The sequence below is a fragment of the Tepidibacter formicigenes DSM 15518 genome, assembly GCF_900142235.1.
Taxonomy (GTDB): domain Bacteria; phylum Bacillota; class Clostridia; order Peptostreptococcales; family Peptostreptococcaceae; genus Tepidibacter; species Tepidibacter formicigenes.
The window spans coordinates 12801-35951 of the sequence record NZ_FRAE01000020.1 but is presented as its reverse complement, the minus strand read 5'-3'; the positions used below and the strand labels follow the sequence as shown (position 1 = coordinate 35951).

Annotated in this window: 19 protein-coding genes; 15 read left to right on the top strand and 4 right to left on the bottom strand. The window is 28.1% G+C overall.

Annotated elements, in window-relative coordinates:
- Positions 1 to 60: 60 nt before the first annotated feature.
- Positions 61 to 1692, top strand: a complete 1632-nt coding sequence (locus BUA77_RS05655; RefSeq protein ID WP_143151307.1) for a Na/Pi cotransporter family protein — start codon at positions 61 to 63, stop codon at positions 1690 to 1692.
- A 135-nt stretch (positions 1693 to 1827) separates the two neighbouring features.
- Here BUA77_RS05655 and BUA77_RS05650 read toward each other — a convergent pair whose 3' ends face one another.
- Positions 1828 to 2028 carry a cold-shock protein gene (locus tag BUA77_RS05650; RefSeq protein WP_072888173.1) on the bottom strand — a complete coding sequence of 67 codons (201 nt, stop codon included), beginning with the start codon at positions 2026 to 2028 and terminating at the stop codon, positions 1828 to 1830.
- 213 nt (positions 2029 to 2241) lie between these two features.
- On the opposite strand from BUA77_RS05650, the gene BUA77_RS14530 reads away from it, so the two are divergent.
- Entirely contained in the window at positions 2242 to 5505 is a 3264-nt protein-coding gene (locus BUA77_RS14530; protein ID WP_072888171.1) for a S8 family peptidase, read from the top strand.
- A 183-nt stretch (positions 5506 to 5688) separates the two neighbouring features.
- Here BUA77_RS14530 and BUA77_RS05640 read toward each other — a convergent pair whose 3' ends face one another.
- Positions 5689 to 6939: a peptidoglycan-binding domain-containing protein gene (locus tag BUA77_RS05640; RefSeq protein WP_072888169.1), complete on the bottom strand. Its 1251-nt coding sequence runs from the start codon at positions 6937 to 6939 to the stop codon at positions 5689 to 5691.
- A complete protein-coding gene (locus BUA77_RS05635; protein ID WP_072888167.1) occupies positions 6939 to 8240 on the bottom strand; it encodes a LysM peptidoglycan-binding domain-containing protein in 1302 nt (433 codons plus the stop codon). The genes BUA77_RS05640 and BUA77_RS05635 overlap by 1 nt, the downstream gene beginning before the upstream one ends.
- Before the next feature lie 114 nt (positions 8241 to 8354).
- On the opposite strand from BUA77_RS05635, the gene BUA77_RS05630 reads away from it, so the two are divergent.
- The 3 genes from BUA77_RS05630 to BUA77_RS05620 all read left to right on the top strand — a co-directional run bounded on the left by BUA77_RS05630 (position 8355) and on the right by BUA77_RS05620 (position 12253).
- Positions 8355 to 9074 (top strand): PrsW family intramembrane metalloprotease, encoded by a 720-nt coding sequence (locus BUA77_RS05630; protein WP_072888165.1) that lies wholly within the window; start codon positions 8355 to 8357, stop codon positions 9072 to 9074.
- Positions 9071 to 10369: an RsmF rRNA methyltransferase first C-terminal domain-containing protein gene (locus tag BUA77_RS05625; protein WP_084605540.1), complete on the top strand. Its 1299-nt coding sequence runs from the start codon at positions 9071 to 9073 to the stop codon at positions 10367 to 10369. The genes BUA77_RS05630 and BUA77_RS05625 overlap by 4 nt, the downstream gene beginning before the upstream one ends.
- Before the next feature lie 198 nt (positions 10370 to 10567).
- On the top strand, positions 10568 to 12253 hold the full coding sequence (locus BUA77_RS05620; protein ID WP_072888163.1) for a putative bifunctional diguanylate cyclase/phosphodiesterase: 1686 nt from the start codon (positions 10568 to 10570) through the stop codon (positions 12251 to 12253).
- A 13-nt stretch (positions 12254 to 12266) separates the two neighbouring features.
- Here BUA77_RS05620 and BUA77_RS05615 read toward each other — a convergent pair whose 3' ends face one another.
- Positions 12267 to 12695 (bottom strand): endolytic transglycosylase MltG, encoded by a 429-nt coding sequence (locus BUA77_RS05615; RefSeq protein ID WP_072888161.1) that lies wholly within the window; start codon positions 12693 to 12695, stop codon positions 12267 to 12269.
- A 171-nt stretch (positions 12696 to 12866) separates the two neighbouring features.
- On the opposite strand from BUA77_RS05615, the gene BUA77_RS05610 reads away from it, so the two are divergent.
- The 10 genes from BUA77_RS05610 to BUA77_RS05565 all read left to right on the top strand — a co-directional run bounded on the left by BUA77_RS05610 (position 12867) and on the right by BUA77_RS05565 (position 23150).
- Positions 12867 to 14855: a 5'-nucleotidase C-terminal domain-containing protein gene (locus BUA77_RS05610; protein ID WP_084605538.1), complete on the top strand. Its 1989-nt coding sequence runs from the start codon at positions 12867 to 12869 to the stop codon at positions 14853 to 14855.
- A 127-nt stretch (positions 14856 to 14982) separates the two neighbouring features.
- Complete coding sequence (locus BUA77_RS05605) at positions 14983 to 15804, top strand: hypothetical protein (protein WP_072888159.1); 822 nt, start codon at positions 14983 to 14985, stop codon at positions 15802 to 15804.
- Complete coding sequence (gene lepB, locus BUA77_RS05600) at positions 15794 to 16327, top strand: signal peptidase I (RefSeq protein WP_072888157.1); 534 nt, start codon at positions 15794 to 15796, stop codon at positions 16325 to 16327. Before BUA77_RS05605 ends, lepB begins: the two co-directional genes overlap by 11 nt.
- Before the next feature lie 9 nt (positions 16328 to 16336).
- A complete protein-coding gene (locus BUA77_RS05595) occupies positions 16337 to 17095 on the top strand; it encodes a sugar phosphate isomerase/epimerase family protein (protein ID WP_072888155.1) in 759 nt (252 codons plus the stop codon).
- 59 nt (positions 17096 to 17154) lie between these two features.
- Positions 17155 to 17592: a CBS domain-containing protein gene (locus tag BUA77_RS05590; RefSeq protein ID WP_072888153.1), complete on the top strand. Its 438-nt coding sequence runs from the start codon at positions 17155 to 17157 to the stop codon at positions 17590 to 17592.
- Between the two features lie 98 nt (positions 17593 to 17690).
- The gene (locus BUA77_RS05585; protein ID WP_330390024.1) at positions 17691 to 19349 is read left to right on the top strand and encodes a nucleoside kinase; all 1659 of its coding nucleotides are present in this window, start codon (positions 17691 to 17693) and stop codon (positions 19347 to 19349) included.
- A 22-nt stretch (positions 19350 to 19371) separates the two neighbouring features.
- Positions 19372 to 20289, top strand: coding sequence for a glutaminase A (gene glsA, locus BUA77_RS05580; protein ID WP_072888151.1), 918 nt, complete (start codon positions 19372 to 19374; stop codon positions 20287 to 20289).
- 79 nt (positions 20290 to 20368) lie between these two features.
- On the top strand, positions 20369 to 20950 hold the full coding sequence (locus BUA77_RS05575) for an ArsR/SmtB family transcription factor (RefSeq protein ID WP_072888149.1): 582 nt from the start codon (positions 20369 to 20371) through the stop codon (positions 20948 to 20950).
- Between the two features lie 71 nt (positions 20951 to 21021).
- A complete protein-coding gene (locus BUA77_RS05570) occupies positions 21022 to 21855 on the top strand; it encodes a deoxyribonuclease IV (RefSeq protein ID WP_072888147.1) in 834 nt (277 codons plus the stop codon).
- A 155-nt stretch (positions 21856 to 22010) separates the two neighbouring features.
- The gene (locus BUA77_RS05565; protein WP_072888145.1) at positions 22011 to 23150 is read left to right on the top strand and encodes an acyl-CoA dehydrogenase; all 1140 of its coding nucleotides are present in this window, start codon (positions 22011 to 22013) and stop codon (positions 23148 to 23150) included.
- The last annotated feature ends 1 nt before the right edge of the window (position 23151 follow it).

The following is a 23151-nucleotide window of genomic DNA, read 5'->3' as shown; positions in this document are numbered from 1 at the left end:
TATTAAAAATGTCGGAATTTTAATATTACTAACTAAAAAAAACAAGGAGGATTACATAACATGGCTATTAAAATAGCATTAGGAATTATAGGTGGCCTTGGATTATTTTTGTATGGAATGAACTTAATGGGATCTGGGCTGCAAAAGGCAGCTGGAGAAAAGCTTAAAAAGACAATTGAACTTTTAACTAGTAATAGATTTATGGGAGTTCTAGTTGGAACACTTGTTACAGCTATTATTCAAAGTAGTAGTGCAACTACAGTTATGGTGGTTGGATTCGTAAACGCAGGTATTATGAAATTAACTCAAGCAGTTGGAGTTATAATGGGAGCAAATATTGGAACTACAGTTACGGCACAGCTTGTATCTTTTAAACTAACGGATATGGCTCCAGTAGCTGTAGGGATAGGTATGATAATATACTTATTTTCTTCCAAAGAAAAAAACAAACAAATTGCTGAGATATTAATAGGATTTGGTATATTATTTATAGGTATGGATTTTATGAAACATGCTGTTAAGCCTTTGAGGGAAGTTCCAGCATTTACAAATATGTTGGTTAGCTTTGGGCATAATCCTTTCTTAGGAATTTTAATGGGATTTGGTTTAACAGTAATAGTTCAAAGTTCTAGTGCATCTATGGGTATACTTTTAGCACTTGCGTCTGAAGGTTTAATGCCTTTATCATCTGCACTTCCAATTCTTTATGGAGAAAATATTGGAACTTGTGTTACGGCACTGCTTTCAAGTATAGGTGCAAGTAAGAATGCTAAAAGAGCAGCTATTATGCACTTAACATTCAATATTATAGGAACTACTTTATTTGCGTTTGTATTAACTAATCCAATAACAAGTTTGGTAACAAAACTTAATCCAGTAGATGTTACAAGACAGATAGCAAATGCTCATACATTTTTTAATATTATAAATGTTATTATTCAATTCCCGTTTGCTATGCTTTTAGTTAAAATAGCTATGACAATAATACCAGAAAAAGATGATGAAGTAGTAGAACATAAACTAACAAAGTATATAGATGAAAGAATACTTGAAACTCCATCAATTGCTGTTGCTAATACAATAAGAGAAAGCTTAAGAATGGGTAAAAAAGCTGGAGAATCATTTGAGAGCGCAATGAATGGTTTCTTTAATAAGTCTAAGAAGAGTGTATATGAAACATTTGAAAAAGAAAGAATAGTAAATGATTTAGAAAAAGCAATAATGGAGTATATTATAAAATTATCAAATAAATCTGTATCTGTTGGAAATAGAGAAATAGTAGATGGGCTATTTCATACTATAAATGATATAGAAAGAGTAGGAGACCATGCGGATAATATAGCAGAACTTGCTATGGAGGTTATAGAAAAAGATTTACCGTTTTCAGATAGTGCATTAGAAGATTTAAAAGTAATGTTTGATAAAGTTATGAATGCATATAAATATTCATTAAAAGCTATGAAAAATGGAGATAGAAATCTAGCATTCAATGTAATAAAATTAGAAGAGCAAATAGATGAAATGGAAAAATCATATAGAAAAAATCATATATATAGATTAAACAATAATATATGTAATACTGAGTCAGGGATAATTTACTTAGATTTAATTAGTAATATGGAAAGAATAGGAGATCATGCTTCGAATATAGCTAAAGCCGTTATAGATGCAAGTACAAATAAAATAAACTAATAAAGGGACAGTCACTTAGTTTAAATTAAGTGACTGTTTTTTATTTCTTATTATTTTTGAAATCACAAAAGGCACTAGAAAAATCTAGTGCCTTTGTAAAAATCAATATATATATTAACAATATATAACTATCGATTATAATTTAACTACGTTAGCAGCTTGAGGTCCTTTAGGTCCTTCAGTTACTTCGAATTCAACCTTTTGACCTTCTTCTAATGATTTAAATCCTTCTCCTTGGATTGCTGAGAAATGTACGAATACATCATCTCCACCATCTACAGTGATAAATCCAAATCCTTTTTCGCTGTTGAACCATTTAACTATTCCTGTTTTCATTTAAAAAATCCTCCAAAAAAATTATATTCTGTAACATTGTTACTAATTCATAATACCATATATATAAATTATTGTCAAACCTTAAATTTAATATACATATATTTCACATTTTTAATTAGTAGCTACTTTTTTATTTATAAATATATATATTTATATCCTAAAATAATAAATTTAAAAGCTTTTAATACATAGAATTATAAAGGGGGTGATAAATTGAATTTTGAGGTTATTGTAAAATACCATGGAAGTCTAGATAAATTAAAAGAAGAAATGGGTGTAGAAGTTGAAGTATTGAATGAAAGATTTGCAATAATTACTTTAAAAGAAGAAAGTGATGTAAATAAACTTCTTGATTATGAAGAAATAGAGTATATAGAAAGACCATTTATATTAGGACCAAGCCTTACAAGTTTTGAAGCTAGTGGAGTTGATTCTTTTAAAGATAAAACGGGACTTACTGGAGATGGAGTGATTCTTGGAATTATTGATTCTGGTATAGATTATAAGCATCCATTTTTTATAAAGGAAGATGGTACATCTAAAATAATAAGTATATGGGATCAAACAAGAGAAGGAAATCCTCCAGAGGGTTTTACAAGTGGATATGAATATACTAGTGAAGATATTAATAATGCATTAAAAGGAGAAGATATTCCTTTTTTTGATCAGATAGGCCATGGCACACATGTGTCAGGTATTGCATCAACTATTGCTCCAAATTCTGATATTATAGCTGTTAAAGTAGGGACTAAAGGTATAGAGTCTTTTGCAAGAACTACTGAGTTTATGAGAGCTGTAAAATACATAATAGATAAAGCAGAAAGTTTAGGAAGGCCTGTAGTTATAAATATAAGTTATGGTACTAATGAAGGACCTCATGACGGAACTTCATTATTTGAAGAGTATTTAGATGAAATGGCTTTAAGATGGAAAACATCTATAGTTGTTGCATCTGGAAATGAAGGAGATAAATCTCATCATAAGTATGTAAAGCTTCAAGATAATATGTTAAAGCCTATTGAGTTTTCTGTAGGATCAGGAGAAAGAAATTTAAGAATTGAAATTTGGAAAAAATTCTCTGATGATTTTAGTTTTTCAATTCAAAATCCTTCAGGCGTATCTAGCCCTAGTATTGATAAAAATACTGGAGAAATAAATATGATACTTGGCAACACAAATATGAGAGCATTTTTTGTTTCAGCTACTCCATATACACTAAGAGAAAAAGCAGTAATTGAATTAAAAGGTAATCCTTATATACAAGAAGGTATATGGAAAATAACTTTAGATGCAAAGGAGATAGTTGAAGGAGATGTAGATATATATTTACCTATATCTGAAAAGTTAAGTAGAGATACAAAATTTTTAGATTCAAATTTAAACCTTACAATAACTACTCCAGCAACTTCTAAAAGAGTTATTTCGGTAGGAAGCTATGATTATAATAAAGGTACTTCTTCTGTATTTTCAGGAAGAGGAGATATAGATAGAAAGGTTGTAAAACCAGATATAGTAGCTCCTGGAGAAGAAATAGTATCAAGTATTCCAGGGGGAGGAGTTGGAGCACTTTCTGGAACTAGTATGGCAGCTCCTCATGTAACTGGAAGCTTAGCGCTTTTGATGGAGTGGGGAATAGTAGATAAAAATGACCCATTTTTATATGGTGATAGAATAAAAGCACTTCTTTTAAAAAATGCAGTAAGAGATAAGGAATTTTTAAAATATCCAGATTCAATTTGGGGTTATGGAAAGCTAAATTTAAAAAATATTAATCTGGCTAATTTTAGAGATTTATATAGAAAGGAAGATAATAATTTGAAGGAATATGTAATAGAATATCAAGGGGATATAAAAGAAGAATTAGGTCAAATGGGAATAGAAAAAGTTCAAATGATAGATGATAGATATGCAGTAATATATGTACCAGATGATTTTAATGTAGAAATACTAGTAGAAGAAATAGATAATATAGTTTGCATAAAAAAACCTTATAAAATGGTACCACTTATAGACACTAGTGTAGAAGAAATTGGGGCTAAATTTTTTCACAATCATCCATACATCCCTCTAACGGGAAGGGGGGTTTTGGTAGCTATAATTGATTCGGGAATAGATTATTCTCATCCTGATTTTATATATGAAGATGATACTTCTAAAATAGTAAGTATTTGGGATCAAACTTTAGAGGGAAACCCACCAGAAGGATTTATATCTGGAAGAGAATATACAAGAGAAGAAATAAATGAAGCAATTAAAACTGGTGAAAAATTAGAGACAAAGGATGAAACTGGCCATGGAACAAGGGTTGCAGGAATAATAGGATCAAGAGGAAGAGCAGATGAAAAATATGTAGGAGTTGCTCCTGATAGTGAGTTTGTAGTTGTAAAATTAAGAGATGATGAAGGGTATTATAATTCTGCTGATTTAATGCTTGGAATTAAATATGCATATGAAAAAGCATTAGAGCTTAAAATGCCACTGGTTATAAATATATCTTTAGGAACAAATGAAGGAAGTCATGATGGTAAATCTATGATAGAAAATTATATATATGAATTAACTAGAAATAGAGGAATTATAGCTGTAGCAGGTGCTGGAAATGAAGGAGATACAAAGACTCATTATAGTGGAAAATTTAATAATACTGGGGAAGTTCAAGAAGTAGAACTTAGAGTTGGAGAAAATCAAGGAGATTTAGATGTTTATATTTGGGGTAGAAAGCCAGATAGGATATCTTTAGGCTTTGTTTCTCCAACAGGAGATGCTATAGAAAAAATACCTGCAAAACTTAGTGAAACAGAACTTGTAAAGTTTACAATGGAAGGTGTAGAAACAAATGTTATATATAAATTTCCAGATGAGCTTACAGGAGATGAGTTTATATATATTTCCTTTAGCAATATAAAACCTGGAACTTGGATTATAAGATTATATGGAGATTATATTGTAGATGGTAAATATGATATGTATTTACCTAATAAAGTATTGCTATCACAAGGAACTGAATTCTTAAAGGCAGATCCTTACGGAACTATAGTTACTCCAGCCACTGCAGAAGCAATAATAACTGTAGGAGCATATAATCATAAAGACAATAGCTTATATAGAGCATCATCAAGAGGACCAACTAGAGATGATAGGATAAAACCAGATTTAGTAGCACCTGGAGTTAATATAACGACTACTGTTCCAGGCGGTGGATATGGAAGCTTAACAGGAACAAGTGCTTCTGGTGCTCATGCTGCGGGAGCAGTAGCACTACTTTTACAGTGGGGAATTGTAGAGGAAAATGATCCAAGGCTTTATAGTCAAAAAGTTAAAACCTACCTAATAAGAGGAACTAATATGAGAGAAGGAGATACATATCCTAATATATCTTGGGGATATGGAATTCTTAATTTAAGGAGAGCATTTGAAAAAATAAGATCTGTATTTAATTGGAATTATTCTAGACAGGTTAAAGATGAAAATATATGAAAAATAGGAGTAAGGGTATAAAACTAAACCCTTCTCCTATTTTTTTATTGTATAGGAAACTATAAATTTTTTAAACTGTTGATAACTTTGGTAACTGAATAAAAGTATCAACTATTTTGAGCAACGGAGTCCGTTAGGACTCGTTGGCGACATGAGCCATGCGATAGCATGAAGCGAATTTTTTTATTTTAGTTCTGCAATTTTAGTTACAGCTACATATATGTCAGAAATTCTATACCAAGTAGCAAAATCTACTGTTCCAGTTACAGGAAGTCTAAATATTTCTTGGAATTTTTTAACTGCATCAGCTGTTCCTTTACCATATACTCCATCTACTTTTACTTTAGGTATTGCTGGATAGTTTTGAGCAATTCTATTTAATTGTTGCTGAATTGTTCTAACAGGTTTTCCACTAGAGCCTATTCCTAAAGTATATCCAGGAAATGAAACAGGTACTCCAGATACAACTTGTGCTTTGTCAAATCCAATATCATCTCCATAAAAATATTTTAATATTTCATCATAAGATTTTCCTAAATCTCCTTGATACTTACTTCCCCATTGAGTCATCCAAGTAGGGCACTGGACCTGTACTCCGTCGCAGTATTGAGCAAGAAGAGGCTGTCTTCTACTAGATGGTCTTTTGAAATATAAATTAAATATATCATCTACGACTCGACTTATATTTTGATATATATTTCTTCCGAAAATAAATTTATGATCATATGCTGTTGAAGAGGTAATTGTAAAGTTTTTGCCTTTTCCTCTATACCATTCAGTAAATACTCTGTTTAATGTAAATGATACTATAGCACATACATTTGCATAAATAGTGCTAATAGGCCAAGTTGAGTATATTTCTGATGAGGCTACATTTTTTATATAATCTTTATACCTTATCCAGTAATTAGGAGCAGAAAAATCATCTGGAACACCATCGTGGACTATTACAAATTCTGGAACTTGAGGATAATCAAGTACTACAAATCCTGTTGGTGGAGGTATAACCTTATTAGGCGATTCTGGAATTTTTGGAGGATAATTTCCCCATAATGTATTTGGGCCTATTGTTATTACCATTGTATCTTGCCTCATAAATCTTGTGTTTTCAATTTTAACCAACTCTATTTGTTGTATAGCAAGTTCGGTTGGAAGTATTTGAACTCCATCTACAATAACATCTATATAGCCATCTTTAATAACTTCAACTACATAATCACTCCATGGCTTCACTTCAGAAGGTTTTTGTGAATATTTTAAGTCTGGAGCAGGAAGTTCTATTATAGGTGTTTGACCTGATATATCAGTAGGTAAATTTTCTGCTATAGTTTTTTGTGTATCAGTATCCTTTGTATATATATTAATTCTACAATCTTGTATTGGAGATTTAGTTTTTTTATCTATAACTTCAACTAATAATCTACCATCAGTCATTATTGCATCACCTTCTTAACTTTAAATAACTCATCTAGAATATACCAAGTAGGAGCAATTTTAGTATTTAACACCCAGTAACCAAATCCTTCTAAATTAAGCTGTTTTGCAAGTTCATGCTTATAAAGCTGACTTAAAGCATCTTCAAAGTGAACTTCACGAAGGTCTCCTTTTTCGTCTATATATTTAAAATAAGGAGTCTTAGATTTATTGTTCCATAGAATTTGAGCATTGTTATCTATAGCTAATTTATATGCATCTTTTAAAGTTACTGTTTTAGCAGGTTCTTGTTTATATTTGTAAACAGGCCAGTTATATCCATAAAGATTCATTCCCATATATATTATGTCACTTGGCATTTTAGTTAGAGCATAATCTATTACTCTTTTCATATTAGGTAGTGGAGCTATAGGTTGAGGATCTCCTCCTACCCATCCCCATTCATAGGTCATAAGATATGCTATATCTAGGTATTTTCCTAGTTCTTCATAGTCAAAAAATCCAACCCAAGGTCTATCAGACCAATCTTCCCATTTAGGAGCTATAGCCATTCCAAGTACTTTGTTTTTTTCATGAAGCTTTTCAGATAATTTTTTTACAAAAGTATTAAATAAATCTCTGTCTTCTGGATATAGGTTTTCAAAATCAAGTATTACTCCTCCATAGTTTTCTTTTACTGTTAAATCTACTATATTTTTAATTAAAAGGTCCATATTATTAGTGAGTACTTCTCTTGCTAAATCTTTATTAAAATTTTCTCCATCAAAATTAGTTATTACAGGAAGTGGGCTTATATTATTATCTAGAATAAACTTTGTTAATTCTTCAGGTATTTCACTTATTAAATTACCATCTTTATTTGTTCTTATATCGAATATTGCCATATAAGTAAGTTGTGGAGATATTTCTTTTATATAATCGTAGTAATTTTTATATTTAGTTCCTGGTTGAAAAAAAGGAAGAGTTGAGACTAATTTCTTTTTATTTTTTTTAGGTATTTTAATAATTTGACCAGGATAAACTACGTAAGGTGGTTTTAAATTATTAAAAGCAATTATATCTTTATAATTTACTTTAAATTTTTTAGCTATTTTATATAAAAAATCTCCAACTTGCACTTTGTAATTAAAATAATCTTCATTAGATGCTGTTGATTTTGAAGGTATTAAAAGATTCATTCCAACAGATAATTTATCATTATATGGAAGGTCATTAGCCTTTATAATTTCATCTATAGAAATGTTGTATTTTTTTGAAATATCATAAAGGCTATCTCCTTTAACAACTCTATATATTTCCATTTTATCCCTCCTAAATTAAACTATTATATAATATGAAAAAAAATATATTTTGTTAAGTGATTTTGGGAATTATAAATGATAACAATAGTTATATATTTAGGAGGGCGCTATTTTATGGATTTAAAACTTTTACTTATAGCTATAGCTCCAGGGCTAGCATTAGCATTTGGTATATATCTTACTGATAGGTATGATAAAGAGCCAGTTGACCTTTTACTTAAAGTATTTATATTAGGATGTTTATCAGTAATTCCTACTATAGTTGTTGAAAAATTTTTAAGTAGATTTAATGTGTTTTCTGGTATTATGTGGCCTTTATATACAGCTTTTTTAGTAGCTGGGTTTACAGAAGAATATTTTAAAAGATTTGTTGTATTAAAAAGTGCATTTAAAAGTCATCATTTTAATGAAAAACTAGATGGTATAGTTTATTGTACATTTTCATCTCTTGGGTTTGCAACAGTAGAGAATGTTATGTATGTTGTTTTTAGATTTGCTTCAAATCCTTATATAGGAATAGGAAGAGGAATATTATCTGTTCCTGCTCATATGCTATTTGGAGTAACAATGGGTTATTATCTTTCTTTAGCTAAATACTGTGTCCAAGAAGAGTCAAAATGCAAAGAATTTTTAAGAAAATCTCTTATAGTACCTGTAATTTTACATGGCATATTTGATTTTATTTTAATTGCTAATATGCCTATACTTATGGTATTATTTATTCCTTATGTGTTATACTTATGGAAGATTAATTTAGATAAATTGAATGAATATACTAAGAACTCAAGAGATACATTTGGAAGAATCAACAACAAAAGGAGAGAAGAATTTTGATTAATTTGCCACAAAAATTTTTAGAAGATATGAAGGAAATTTTAGGTGAAGAATATGATGATTTTTTAAAATCCTATAAAGATAGAAAAACTACAGGTCTTAGAATTAATAATTTAAAAATATCTGTAGAAGACTTTTTAAATATGGGGTTATTTAATTTAACCCCTATTTCTTGGTGTAAAGAAGGTTTTTACTATGATGATGAAGAAGTAAGACCAGGGAAAAATCCTCTTCATGAAGCTGGAGTTTATTATCTTCAGGAGCCTTCTGCCATGGCTGTAGTTCCAAATTTAGATATAAAAGAAGGTGATAAAGTACTAGACATTTGTGCAGCTCCTGGTGGAAAATCTACATATATAGCTTCAAAATTAAATGGAAGTGGACTTTTAGTATCTAATGAAATAAACAATATTAGAGTAAAAGCTTTAGGAGAAAACATAGAAAGATTTGGAGCTAAAAATGTTATAATAACTAATTCATCAGCTAGAGAACTTGAAAAAATATTTAAAGGATATTTTGATAAAATAATTATAGATGCACCTTGTTCTGGTGAGGGGATGTTTAGAAAAGATGAAGGTGCAATAAAAGATTGGACATATGATAAAGTACTTGAATGTAGGAGTATACAAGAAGAGTTATTAGATAGAGCTTATAATATGCTAAATACAGAAGGAATACTTGTATATTCTACTTGCACTTTTGCAAAAGAAGAAAATGAAGATGTTATAAATAATTTTTTAAGTAAACATGAAGATATAGCTCTTTTACATATGGAAAGACTATGGCCTCATAAAGTAAAAGGAGAAGGTCATTTTGTTGCTAAAATGAAAAAAAATTCTAAAGTTGAAAGTAAACTTAAAATGAGTAAAATCAAAAAGCTTACAAATGAGATAAAAGACTTTAAAGAATTTGAGAAAAAATTTTTAAATATAAAAATTGAAGGTAATTTAGAATTAAAAGGAGATAACTTATATTTAGCTCCAAATGAATATCCAAGCTTAAAAGGAATAAAAGTTTTAAGGAGTGGACTACATCTTGGAACTTTAAAGAAAAATAGATTTGAACCATCTCATGCATTATCTCACTATTTAAAGAAAGAAGACGTGAAATTTGTACATAATTTAAAATTAGACTCTAAAGAGGCAATGGATTATTTAAGAGGAAATATATTAAATACAGGTGAGAGTAGAGGTTGGGTATTAGTTACAGTAGAGGGGTTTCCTCTTGGATGGGGTAAAGAATCTAATGGAATACTCAAAAATCATTACCCAAAAGGACTTAGAATAAAATATTAAAATAAGTATAAAAATGCCACCTAATATATTATTTGATATAGTAAAAAAGTATTAAAAAATATAAATATAATCGGTTAGAATGTAAATTTTTCATTTGAAATGATATAATATATATGAAATGACATAGTTTTGTAGAATTTTATAATCTTATATATTTTGAATATATAAGATTATATATGACTTAATTGGAGGATATATATGAATAAAAGACATTATAAAAATATATCGGGATTATTTTTTTTAATGCTGTTGTTTTTGGCAACAATAATTATATCGTCTAAAAATAGTTTGCCTATAAACATATTTGATTTTGTAGTTGAAGGTGTATGCTTTATTTTTGCTGTAATTTGTATTTTTTTATCAATAGATTTAAAAATAAGATATTTAAGCATTGGATGGATAATATTTTCAATATCATTGCTTACAGATTCTATTGATGAACTTAAATTTATTTCAATACCAGAATGGATTGATACTTTATTTGAGAAAATTTTTCTAGTATTAGGAGTGATATTTATTGCTTATGGTTTTTATAAAGCTATTAGAGAAAAAGAAAAACTTTTAAAGAAATTAAAATATGTAGCTTATAATGATCCATTAACTAATCTACCAAATAGGAGAGTCATAGAAAATAATTTAAATTCAACTATTAATAAAGCATTAAAAAATAATAGTAAAGTAGGTATATTATTTATAGATTTAGATAAATTTAAATTTATAAATGACTCATTAGGGCATAGTGCAGGAGATTATGTTCTTAAAGAGGTTGCTAGTAGGTTAAGAAAAATTATTAAAAAAGATGATTATATTGCACGATTGGGCGGAGATGAGTTTATAATAATATTAAGTGATATTAATGATAAAGATGAAATAGTACATATTTCTAGAAAAATTTTAGATAACTTTGAAAAACCATTTATATTGAAAGAAAAATCAATTCATATAACATGTAGTATTGGAATATCTATATTTCCTGAAAATGGGAAAAATATAGAGGAATTGATGAAAAATGCAGATATAGCTATGTATAAGACTAAGGAAAAAGAAGGAAATAGCTACCAATTTTATGATTGCAAAATGAATAATCAAATAGAGAAGAAATTTGATATAGCAGAAAGCCTTAGAGTAGGACTAGAAAAAAGAGAGTTTATTCTTCACTATCAACCTAAGGTTGATATTAAAACAGATAAAGTTATAGGTCTTGAAGCATTAGTAAGATGGAATCATCCTGAAAAGGGTTTAATTTATCCTAATAATTTTATATCTGTAGCAGAAGAAACTGGTCTTATTAAAAAGTTAGACGAATATATATTAGAATTAGCTTGTATTCAAGTTAAAGAATGGGAAGATAAAGGTTTAGATCCAGTAAATATTTCTGTAAATATTTCACCAAAACTACTCAATGAAAGTAATTTTGTTGAAAAGGTAGAGTCAATTTTAATAAATACAAAGATTGACCCTTCACTTATAAGCATAGAAATTACTGAAACAGCTGCTATGAGAGATAAGGAATATGCTTATAAGGTTTTAGGTCAGTTAAGATTAAAAGGAATAAGGATACTTTTAGATGACTTTGGAAAAGGATATTCATCATTAAGTTATTTAAAAGATTTTCCAATAGATGTATTAAAGATTGATAAATCATTTGTTGATGAAATATGTTCAAACAATATAAATAGTGCAATAATGAGAGCTATAATAGATATGGCTAAAGCGTTAAATTTAAAAGTATTAGCAGAGGGAGTAGAAACTCAAGAACAATTAAAGCTTTTAAATGATTTTAACTGTGAAGAATATCAAGGTTATTTATTCAGCAAACCTGTGCCTGTAAAAGAAATTGAAGATATGTTAAAAGAGAGATATAAAAAGGCTGTCAATGCATAATGACAGCCTTTTGCTATTTTGTAAGTATATGTATAATTTCTTCTAAGGAAGAACCTTTTGTTATTTTATAAGTACCTGCTTTCATAGAGTTTTCTAAGTTAGATTTTTTAAGAGTATTTAAAAAATCATCTACAGAATCAATAAGTTCTAAATTCTTTAAGTTTTCAGCTATTTTTATTCCTGTTTGTCCAGATTTAATTTCAAAGCTTACTATTTCTTGTATAGTTATTTTGGGATTTTCAGTAGTATTTTTTTTGATAGAATTGTTAGGTATTTTATCTTCTACTTTAATTTCATTATCAATTTTAAATGCACTTTTTGCCTCACTAGAGTCAAACCAACCATAAAGCTGCCAACCTATAGTAGAAATTATTACTAAAAGAACTACAAATCCAAGAATTAGGTCACTTATTTCATAAAGAATATCTTTGAGTTTTTCCATAGTATATTACCTCCCTTATATATTTTAGAATATCAGCAGATATTTGTAAATTCAATATAAAAATTAAATTAAAAATGGAGGAAAATGTTATCTTATGTAGAATATTATATTGTATGTAAGAAATCCTATATTGTTTTTAATTAAATACTAATAAAAGAGGAGGGTTTATTTTTGAGAAAAAAAGTATCAATATTAATTATAATGGCATTATTAATAAGTGTAGTTACGCCTATAGGAGCTGTTGCAAATGAAAAAGAAACTAATATAACTATACTCGGAACTAGTGATGTTCATGGAAGAATATTCCCTTGGGACTATGCATTAGATTCAGAGGATAAAGATGCAGGGTATCTAAAAATTGCATCAGTAGTAAAAGACATAAAAAGTAAAAATAAAAATGTAATTTTAGTAGATGCAGGAGATACAACTCAAGATAACTCTATTGAGCTTTTTCAAGATGAAGAAAAAAATCCAATAATAGAGGTTATGAATGATATAGGATATGATACATGGACATTAGGTAATCATGAATTTAATTTTGGGCTTGATGCATTAAATAAGGCTGTTAAAACATCTAAAGCAACAGTTCTTGCAGGAAATGCATACAAAGAAAATGGAGAAAGAGCATTTGATGCTTATAAAATAGTAGAAAAAGATGGCGTTAAAATAGCGCTAATAGGAATGATTACTCCAAATATACCTAGATGGGAAGCATCAACTCCAGAGCATTTTAAAGGACTTAAATTTAAAAATCCAGTTGAGGAAACTAAAAAAGTTATAAAAGAATTAAAAGATAAAGCAGATGTATTTATTGGAGTATTTCATATGGGACTTGATAATGAATATACAGATTTTGATGGAAGTAAAACTATAATTGAGGCAAATCCAGAGCTTACTGCTGTTATTATGGGGCATGCTCATAGTGATATTTCTGGTGAGATGATTGGGAATACAATAGTTGTTGAGCCTAAAAGCTATGGAAATAGAGTATCTAAAATAGATTTAAAACTTAAAAATGAAAATGGAAAATGGATTGTAGTAGATAAAACTAGCGAAAATATATACACTAAAAATTATCCAGTAGACAAAGAATTGGAAGAAAAATACAAAAGAATTCATGAAATTTCTAGAAATGATGCGAATACTGTGATTGGAACTGTAACAGAAGATTTTATAAAAGATACTCAAGTATTACCAGGAATACCGAGAGTACAAGTTGAAGATACAGCTTTGATAGACTTTATAAATGAAGTTCAAATGCACTATTCTGGTGCTGATATATCAGCTGCTGCAGCTTTTAAAAGCGATATGAATCTTTTAAAGGGAGATTTTAAGAAAAAAGATGTAGCAAATATATATAAATATGCAAATACATTAATTGGAGTAAAAGTTACAGGAAAGCAATTAAAGGATTATATGGAATGGTCAGCAAGATATTATAATACATATAAAGATGGAGATGTAACAATTAGCTTTAATCCTGATATAAGAGGTTATAACTATGATATGTTTTCAGGGATTGAGTATGATATTGATATATCAAAGCCTGAAGGACAAAGAATAGTAAATCTTAAATTCAAAGGAAAACCAGTTACAGATGATATGATATTTACTTTAGCAGTAAATAATTATAGATTTGGAAATATGGTTAAAGATGGATATTTTAAAGCTGAAGATAAGGTTTATGATTCATCTGAAAAATTTGCAGATGGAAGTATTAGAAATCTTATAGGTCAGTATGTAAAAGAAAAGAAAACTATATCTCCAAAGGTCGATAATAATTGGAAAATAATTGGTATAGATTTGAATAATCCGTTAAAAGATACTATTTATAAATTAGTTAAAGAAGGAAAAATAAAAGTTCCAACTTCAGAAGACGGAAGAACTCCAAATATAAAATCTTTAAATGTATATGAGCTTCAAAAAATGGGATTAATTCCTACCGAACAAAAAACTCAAAAAATTGAAAAGAAAGAAGAACAGTCTAAAGAAATAGTTAAAGATAATGTAGAGAAAACTTATGTAGTTAAAAAAGGAGATGTACTTTGGAAAATAGGCAAAAAGTTTAATGTTGATTGGAAAACTTTAGCTAAATATAATAATTTAAAAAATCCAAATTTAATATATCCAAATCAAATAATTAAAATACCTGTAATGTAATTTAAAAAGGCCCTAAATTTAGGGTCTTTATTAATATTAAAATTTTAAACGTGTTAATAATTCAAATAGGAGGGCATATTATAATATAATATTAGTTATAAAAATTATAATCCGTGGGAGTGATTATATGGGTAGTATCGATAAGAAATATGAATTTGTAATATTAAAATTTTTAAGCAGATATAATTATGACGCAGTAGTAGATATATTAGAAGAACTAGGAATAGAAAATGGAGATTTACATACATTTGTTAGTTCTTGTAAATCTTCAGTTAATTTTGATTTTAAAACTTCTATAAAAAAAATAGATAGTTTAACACCACAAATTAAAAATAGGAAAGAAATAAAAGCACTTAGAAACAATTTAATAGATTTATTAGATGGAGAACCAGAAGCTATATTTTCTGAATTCATAGAAAATATAAAGATACAACTTATAAATGAGGAATATATAGATTTTTTAGGAAGGATATACAGATTAAAAGAAGCTCTTTTTAAATATATATTTGTAAGAAATCAGTCTGGAAAAAATAAAATATCAATGCTTGGGTATATGGTATCTAAAAAAAATATATTGAATATATTGAGAAAGAGGTATAATATATATACGAGTAATCTAACTCATGGGATAACTAAATATATAAACAAATATATGAGAAAAACTAGGAAAATGAGTAAAGCCCTTGAAATATTAAATAGCGAAAAATTAGAAAATTTAATTAGGTTAAGAAATGATTCTCCTGTTGGTCATGGATTCAAAGGAGTAAGTAAAGAAGATATAGAATCTATATATGGAAAGCCTTTTGAAGTTGTAGATGATTTTATAAGTGCATGTGAATATTTAGATTTTGATATAAAATTTGATAAATATGATGATATAAATAATATAATAATAGATTTAATAAGTAAATATATAAGCACTAAAGGAGATGAATGCTATGAGCAATAAATTGAAAAAGGAAATTATAGAATGGGTTAAAACAATAGCAATATCACTTGTGATAGCATTTGTTATAACGCAGTTTATAAGACCAACTCTTGTAAAAGGATATTCTATGTATCCAACACTTGAAGAAAATGACTATCTTATAATAAATAGGATACCATATACAACACATGAGCCATCTAGAGGAGATATAGTAGTCTTTAAATCTCATTTAACTCAAGAAAATGGAAAAGAAAAGGATTTAGTAAAAAGGGTTATAGCTGTACCTGGAGATAAAATAAAGATTATAAGTGGTAAGGTATATGTAAATGATAAAGAAATTAAAGAACCTTATATAAATGGGGATTATACAGATGGATATATAGATACTATTGTTCCAGAAGGATTTGTATTTGCAATGGGAGATAATAGACCTAACAGTTTAGATAGTAGAGATCCTAGAGTTGGTATGGTTAGTGAAGATAATATAATAGGAAGAGCTTTTATAAGACTTTATCCTTTAAATAAGGTAGGGTTTTTAAAGTAGGTGATTCAATTGAAACTGGGAATATCAGCCATGGCATATGATATAAAAGAAAAAATAGATATATGTAAGGAACTAGGATTTAATCATATAGAAGTTGGAATAGATAATTTAGAGGATTGGGATTTTTTGTATGAAGAAAAGGAAGAATTAAAAAAAAATGATATAAGTATTGGTGTTCATATGCCAATGGAATTAAATACTTGTGAAAGTATAAAATATATAAGAAAATGCTGGATTGATTTTTTTATAGAAAACTATAAAAAAGGTAAGATATTAGATGTAAAATACTATAATTTACATTTAGGCTACGGTTTAAAAAATAGAGTTAAAAATTATAGGGAAAAATATTTAAATAATACCCTATGTTTTTTTCAGAAGGTACTAGAAAATATAACCAATGCAGAGATATATATCGAAAATACATATGTTTCAGAAGGACATTTGGTTAATTTAGGTGATAATGTAAATGATTTTGAATACATATTTAAGAATGTAAAAAAGGATAACTTTGGATTTTGTTATGATAGTGGTCATAATCTAATAAATAGTGATGATTATGTAAATAAATTAAGTAGCTATATTAAACTTATTCATCTAAGTAATAACGATGGAAAAAGTGATTTACACTTAGGATTAAGTGAAATTGGATTATTAAGTGAAGAAGATATAAAATATTTATTAAATTTAAAAAGTGTTAAATATATAGTTTTAGAAATGAATGAAAAATTTTTCCAAAGTAGTAAAAATATCATTTTTAAAAATTTATAAATAAAACCTCTTAAAAAAAGAGAAAATAATATTGATTAAAAAAATGGGAGGTTTTAAATATGAAAGTAAGAGATGTAATGACAAAAGATGTATCATATGTAACTGTAAATTCTAATATAGCAAAGGCTGCAGATATTATGAGAGATTTAGATGTTGGGATAGTTCCTGTTTGTGATGAAAATAAAACTCCTGTTGGAGTAGTAACAGATAGAGATATAGTTTTAAGAAGTGTTACAGATACTGTAAATTCTAATCAACATGTAGGAAGTATAATGAGTAGAAATGTTGTAAGTGTAACTCCTGATACAGATGCTCATGAGGCAGCTTCATTAATGGCTAGTAATCAAATAAGAAGACTTCCAGTAGTTGAAAATAACAAATTAGTAGGAATGCTTTCTTTAGGAGACTTAGCAGTTGTAAATATACATGTAAATGAAGCAGGTGAAGCTTTAAGTCATATTTCAGAGCCAGCAAGTCCAGATAAAAGAATGTATTAAAAATATTATACAAGTTAAAAAAAGAGAGCATTTGCTCTCTTTTTGTACATATATTATTATTATCCTTTATAAAAAAATAGACAAGGAGAGTGATGCGAGTGAGCATAATAAAAGTTAAAATAATGAATGAAGAAAAAGAATATGAAGTTGGAACTAAATTAATTGACATAAGCAAAGAATATGAAAAATTATATAAAAGTCCTATAGTTTTAGGTGTTGTAGATAATAACTTAAAAGAGTTGAATTATGAAATAGAAAAAGACTGTAGTATTGAATTTATAGATTTGAGCCATGAAGATGGAATTAGAACTTATATGAGAAGTTTGTCCTTCGTATTTATAAGAGCTTGTGAAGAAATGCTTTCAGGATGTAAAGTAAGTGTTGAGCATTCTTTGGGGAAAGGATTATATTGTGAAATACATTATGATAGACCTATAAATGAAATTGATGTAGAAAAAATTCAATCAAGAATGAAAGAAATAATAGAAGAAGACGTACCATTTGAAAAAAAGAAACTTCCTATTAAAGAAGCAATAAAAATATTTGAAAGTAGTGAAAAAAATGCAAAGGTAAATTTATTTAAATATAAAGAGTCTGAAACAGTTAGTATATATAAGTGTGGATGGCTTAAAAATTATTTTTATGGATATATGGTTCCATCTACAGGATATTTAAAATTATTTGAATTAAAGTATTATAATCCTGGAGTTGTAATACTTGGACCTAAAAAAGATCATCCAAATGAAATTTCAAAGTTTCAGCCTCAACCAAAGCTTGCTGGAATTTACAAAGAAGCAGAAGAGTGGGCTAAAATAATGAATGTTGATAAGGTTGCCTCTTTAAATGATTTAATAGAAAGAAAAGAGTATCCATCCTTAATAAGAACAGTAGAAGCTCTTCATGAAAAAAAAATATCTCAAATAGCTGATATGATAGTCAAAAACAAAGAAAAAGGAAGAATAATTTTAATTGCAGGACCTTCATCTTCTGGTAAAACTAGCTTTGCTCAAAGACTATCTATACAGCTTAGAGTTAATAAACTAAATCCTGTTTCAATATCACTTGATGATTATTTTGTAAATAGAGAGGATACACCTAAAGATAAAGATGGGAATTATGATTTTGAGTCTATATATGCTATAGATTTAGATCTTTTTAATGATCATTTAGAAAAATTAATATTGGGTTATGAAATAGAAATTCCATATTTTAATTTTAAAACAGGTAAAAGAGAATACATAGGAAAAAAATTAAAAGTTACAGAAAATCAGCCTATAATAATGGAGGGAATACATGGTCTTAATGATTTACTAACAGAATCTATTCCAGATGGAAATAAGTTTAAAATATATGTAAGTGCATTAACTCAACTCAATTTAGATGAACATAATAGAATACCTACAACAGATTTAAGGCTTATAAGAAGAATTGTAAGAGATAATCAATTTAGAGGTCATAGTGCAGTAAGAACAATACAAATGTGGCCTTTAGTAAGAAGAGGAGAAGAAAAAAATATATTTCCATATCAAGAAAAGGCTGATATTATGTTTAACTCAGCTTCCGTTTATGAACTAGCAGTTCTTAAAAAATATGTTGAGCCTTTATTAAGAGAAATAGATGAAAATACTAAAGAGTATAGAGAAGCAAAAAGACTTTTAAAATTTTTACAATATTTTGTTCCTATAGAAGAAGAAGTAGATATTCCACCAACTTCTATATTAAGAGAATTTATAGGAGGAAGTAGGTTAGTACATTAATTACTAGAAATGGGGGATTGATTTGAAAGAATTATTACAAAAGATAATTGATGAAAATAAAAAATATACTAAAAAAGGCAATGTAGCTACTTATATCCCTGAACTTAAAAAAGCTAATAGAGATGATTTAGGAATTTGTATAATAGATATGGATAATAATATATATCAAGTTGGAAGTTATGAAAAGAAATTTACAATTCAAAGTGTATCAAAACCTATAACTCTTGCTCTTGCTCTTATGGATAATGGTAAGGAGAAAGTATTTTCAAAAGTAGGAATGGAGCCAAGTGGAGATCCTTTTAATTCTATAATGAAGCTTGAAACTACGAAACCTTCTATACCATACAATCCTATGATAAATGCTGGGGCAATAATGATTACATCTATGATTAAGGGAAAAAATAATGATGAAAAACTTGAAAGAATGTTAAAATTTTTTAGAAAACTTTCAGGAAATGAAAATCTAGATATAAATTATGATGTTTATATGTGTGAAAAACAAACAGGTGATAGAAATAGAGCCATGGCATATTTATTAAAAAGTGAGGGAATACTTGAAGAAAATGTAGAAGAAGTATTGGATCTTTATTTTAAACAATGTTCTATTGAAGTTACAGTTAAAGATTTAGCTAGAATAGGATTAAATCTTGCATCTCATGGAGTGGATATTAGAAATGGAGAAAGATTAATTGAATCTGATATATCAAGAATTGTTAAAACTTTTATGGTAACCTGTGGTATGTATGATGCATCTGGACAATTTGCAATAAATGTTGGAATTCCTTCAAAATCCGGTGTAGGAGGAGGAATTATGGCAACAGTTCCAAATGAGATGGGAATAGGAGTTTTTGGACCATCACTTGATAAAAAAGGCAATAGCATTGCTGGGGTTAAAGTTTTGGAAAACTTATCTGAGAAATTAAATTTAAGCATTTTTTAAACTTAATATATATAAAAAATTTTGACAATTGCAACTTTAAATAATATAATATATACAAAAATGAATAATGGGTGATGTCATGAAGGATATTTTGGTTTTAAGAGATATCGAAGAAATAAAGGCTATATCTCATCCCTATAGAGTAGAAATATTAGAAGCTTTTGGGGAAGAGCCTCTTTCAGCAAAACAACTATCTGAAGTATTAGGAGAACCTCATGCAAAAATAAATTATCACATAAAAACTTTATTAAACGTTGGTATATTAGAATTAGTGGAGGAGAAAGTAAAATCTGGAATAATAGAAAAATATTATCTTCCAAAAGCTAAAATGGTAGTTATAGATAAAAGTATATTAAATTCAGGTATTGATAATAACGTAGCACAAACGTTAAATCAAGCATCTATTTCATTATTTGAAAAAATAAGTGATGATTTTTATAGAGCAGCTGAAAATAATGAGGTACAATCAAAGCATGTAAGACATTATAATCAATATTATTTAACTGAAGATGAATGTAGAGAGCTTATGGAGGTATTAGCTGAAAAACTAGGAGAAATTTTAAAAGATAAAGATAAGAAAGAAAGAGAAAATGTTAGACCATATAATATAACTTTAATGGGTGTTCCAGATTTAAGAAGAGAGAAAAAATTAAAAAAATAAAGCATCGACAAATTTGTTGATGCTTTATTTTTTGGGTATAATTAAAATATATATAACAAGGAGGGGGATTTATGCTAGTAATTGGATCACATATATCAATAGCAAAAGGATTTTCACATGCTGCAAAAACAGCTTTAGATATAGGAGCAAATACATTTCAATTTTTCACCAGAAACCCAAGAGGAGGGAATGCTAAGAAATTTGATGAAAAAGATATAGAAATTTTTCAAAAAATAAGGAAAGAAAATAATTTTGGAGCATTACTTGCTCATGCTCCATATACTATGAATTTAGGTGGAAAAAAAGATGATGTTTATGAATTTGGAAGAAAAATATTTAAAGAAGATATTCAAAGAATGGATATTTTAGGAATTGAATATATGTGCTTTCACCCAGGAAGTCATATTGGAGGAGGTATAGATTTTGGTATAAATAGAATAGTAAATGCTTTAAATGAAGCATTAACTGGAAATGAAAATATTACAATACTTCTTGAGACTATGTCTGGAAAAGGAAGTGAAATAGGTTATAGCTTTGAACAATTAAAAGAAATTATAGATAAGGTAGACTATAGTGATAAACTAGGAGTATGCTTTGATACATGTCATACATTTTCAGCAGGATATGATATTGTAAACAATTTAGATGGAGTGTTAGAAGAATTTGATAATATAATAGGACTTGATAGATTAAAAGCAATACACTTTAATGACAGTATGATGCCTTTTAACAGCAATAAGGATAGGCACGCAGGAATTGGAGAGGGAGAAATAGGTTTTGATCCTCTTATTAATTTTATTACTCATCCAAAATTAAAAGATTTACCATTTTTTCTAGAAACTCCTTATGATGAAGAAGGTCATAAAAGAGAAATTAAAATGATTAGAGATATAGTTGAAAAATAAATTACTAAATTTAAATCTTATATAATTTTCATTTGATTAAAGGAAATTATATAAGATTTTTTTTATGTCTGAGTTATAAATTTAACTATATATAAATATATATTAATGTGTATGATTTTTAGGACAAGAATAATTTTATTTTAGGAGGGATATTGATGGAATTTACTTTTTCAAAAGAACATGAGCTATTAAAGCAAATGTATAGACAATTTGCAGAAAATGAAGTTAAGCCCCTTGCCCATGAAGTTGATGAAGAAGAGAGATTTCCAGTTGAAACTTTAGAAAAAATGAAAGAATCAGGTTTTATGGGAATACCTTTTAGCAAGGAATATGGTGGAGAAGGTGGAGATAATTTAGGATATATTTTAGCTGTTGAAGAGCTATCAAAATATTGTGCAACAACAGGGGTTATTTTATCAGCACATACATCTTTATGTGCATCTCCTATAAATGAATTTGGAACAAAAGAACAAAAAGAAAAATATCTAGTTCCTTTAGCTAAAGGAGAAAAATTAGGAGCTTTTGGCCTTACAGAGCCAAATGCAGGTACTGATGCCTCATCTCAGCAAACTACAGCAGTATTAGATGGAGATTGTTACATACTTAATGGATCGAAGATATTTATAACTAATGCAGGCTATGCAGATATTTACATAATTATGGCAATGACTGATAAGTCTAAAGGAACAAGAGGGATATCAGCATTTATAGTTGAGGCTGGAACAAAAGGATTTAAAGTAGGATCTAAGGAAAAAAAGTTAGGAATCAAAGGTTCATCAACATGTGAGCTTATTTTTGAAGACTGTAAAGTACCTAAAGAAAATCTTCTTGGAAAAGAAGGACAGGGCTTTAAAATAGCTATGAAAACTTTAGATGGAGGACGAATAGGAATAGCAGCTCAAGCTTTAGGAATAGCTCAAGGAGCTCTTGATACTACTATAAATTATGTTAAGGAAAGAAAACAATTTGGAAAATCTATTTCAAATTTTCAAAATACTCAATTTCAAATAGCTGACATGGCTACAAAAATAGAGGCTGCAAGACTTTTAGTTTATAAAGCAGCTTTTAATAAAGATAGAGGGATTTCTTATTCAAAAGAAGCTGCCATGGCAAAACTATTTGCATCTGAAACTGCCATGGAGGTTACAACTAAATGTGTACAGCTACATGGTGGATATGGATATACAAGAGAGTACGAAGTTGAAAGAATGATGAGAGATGCTAAAATAACTGAAATATATGAAGGGACTTCAGAGGTACAAAAAATGGTAATTTCAGCAAGTTTACTAAAATAAG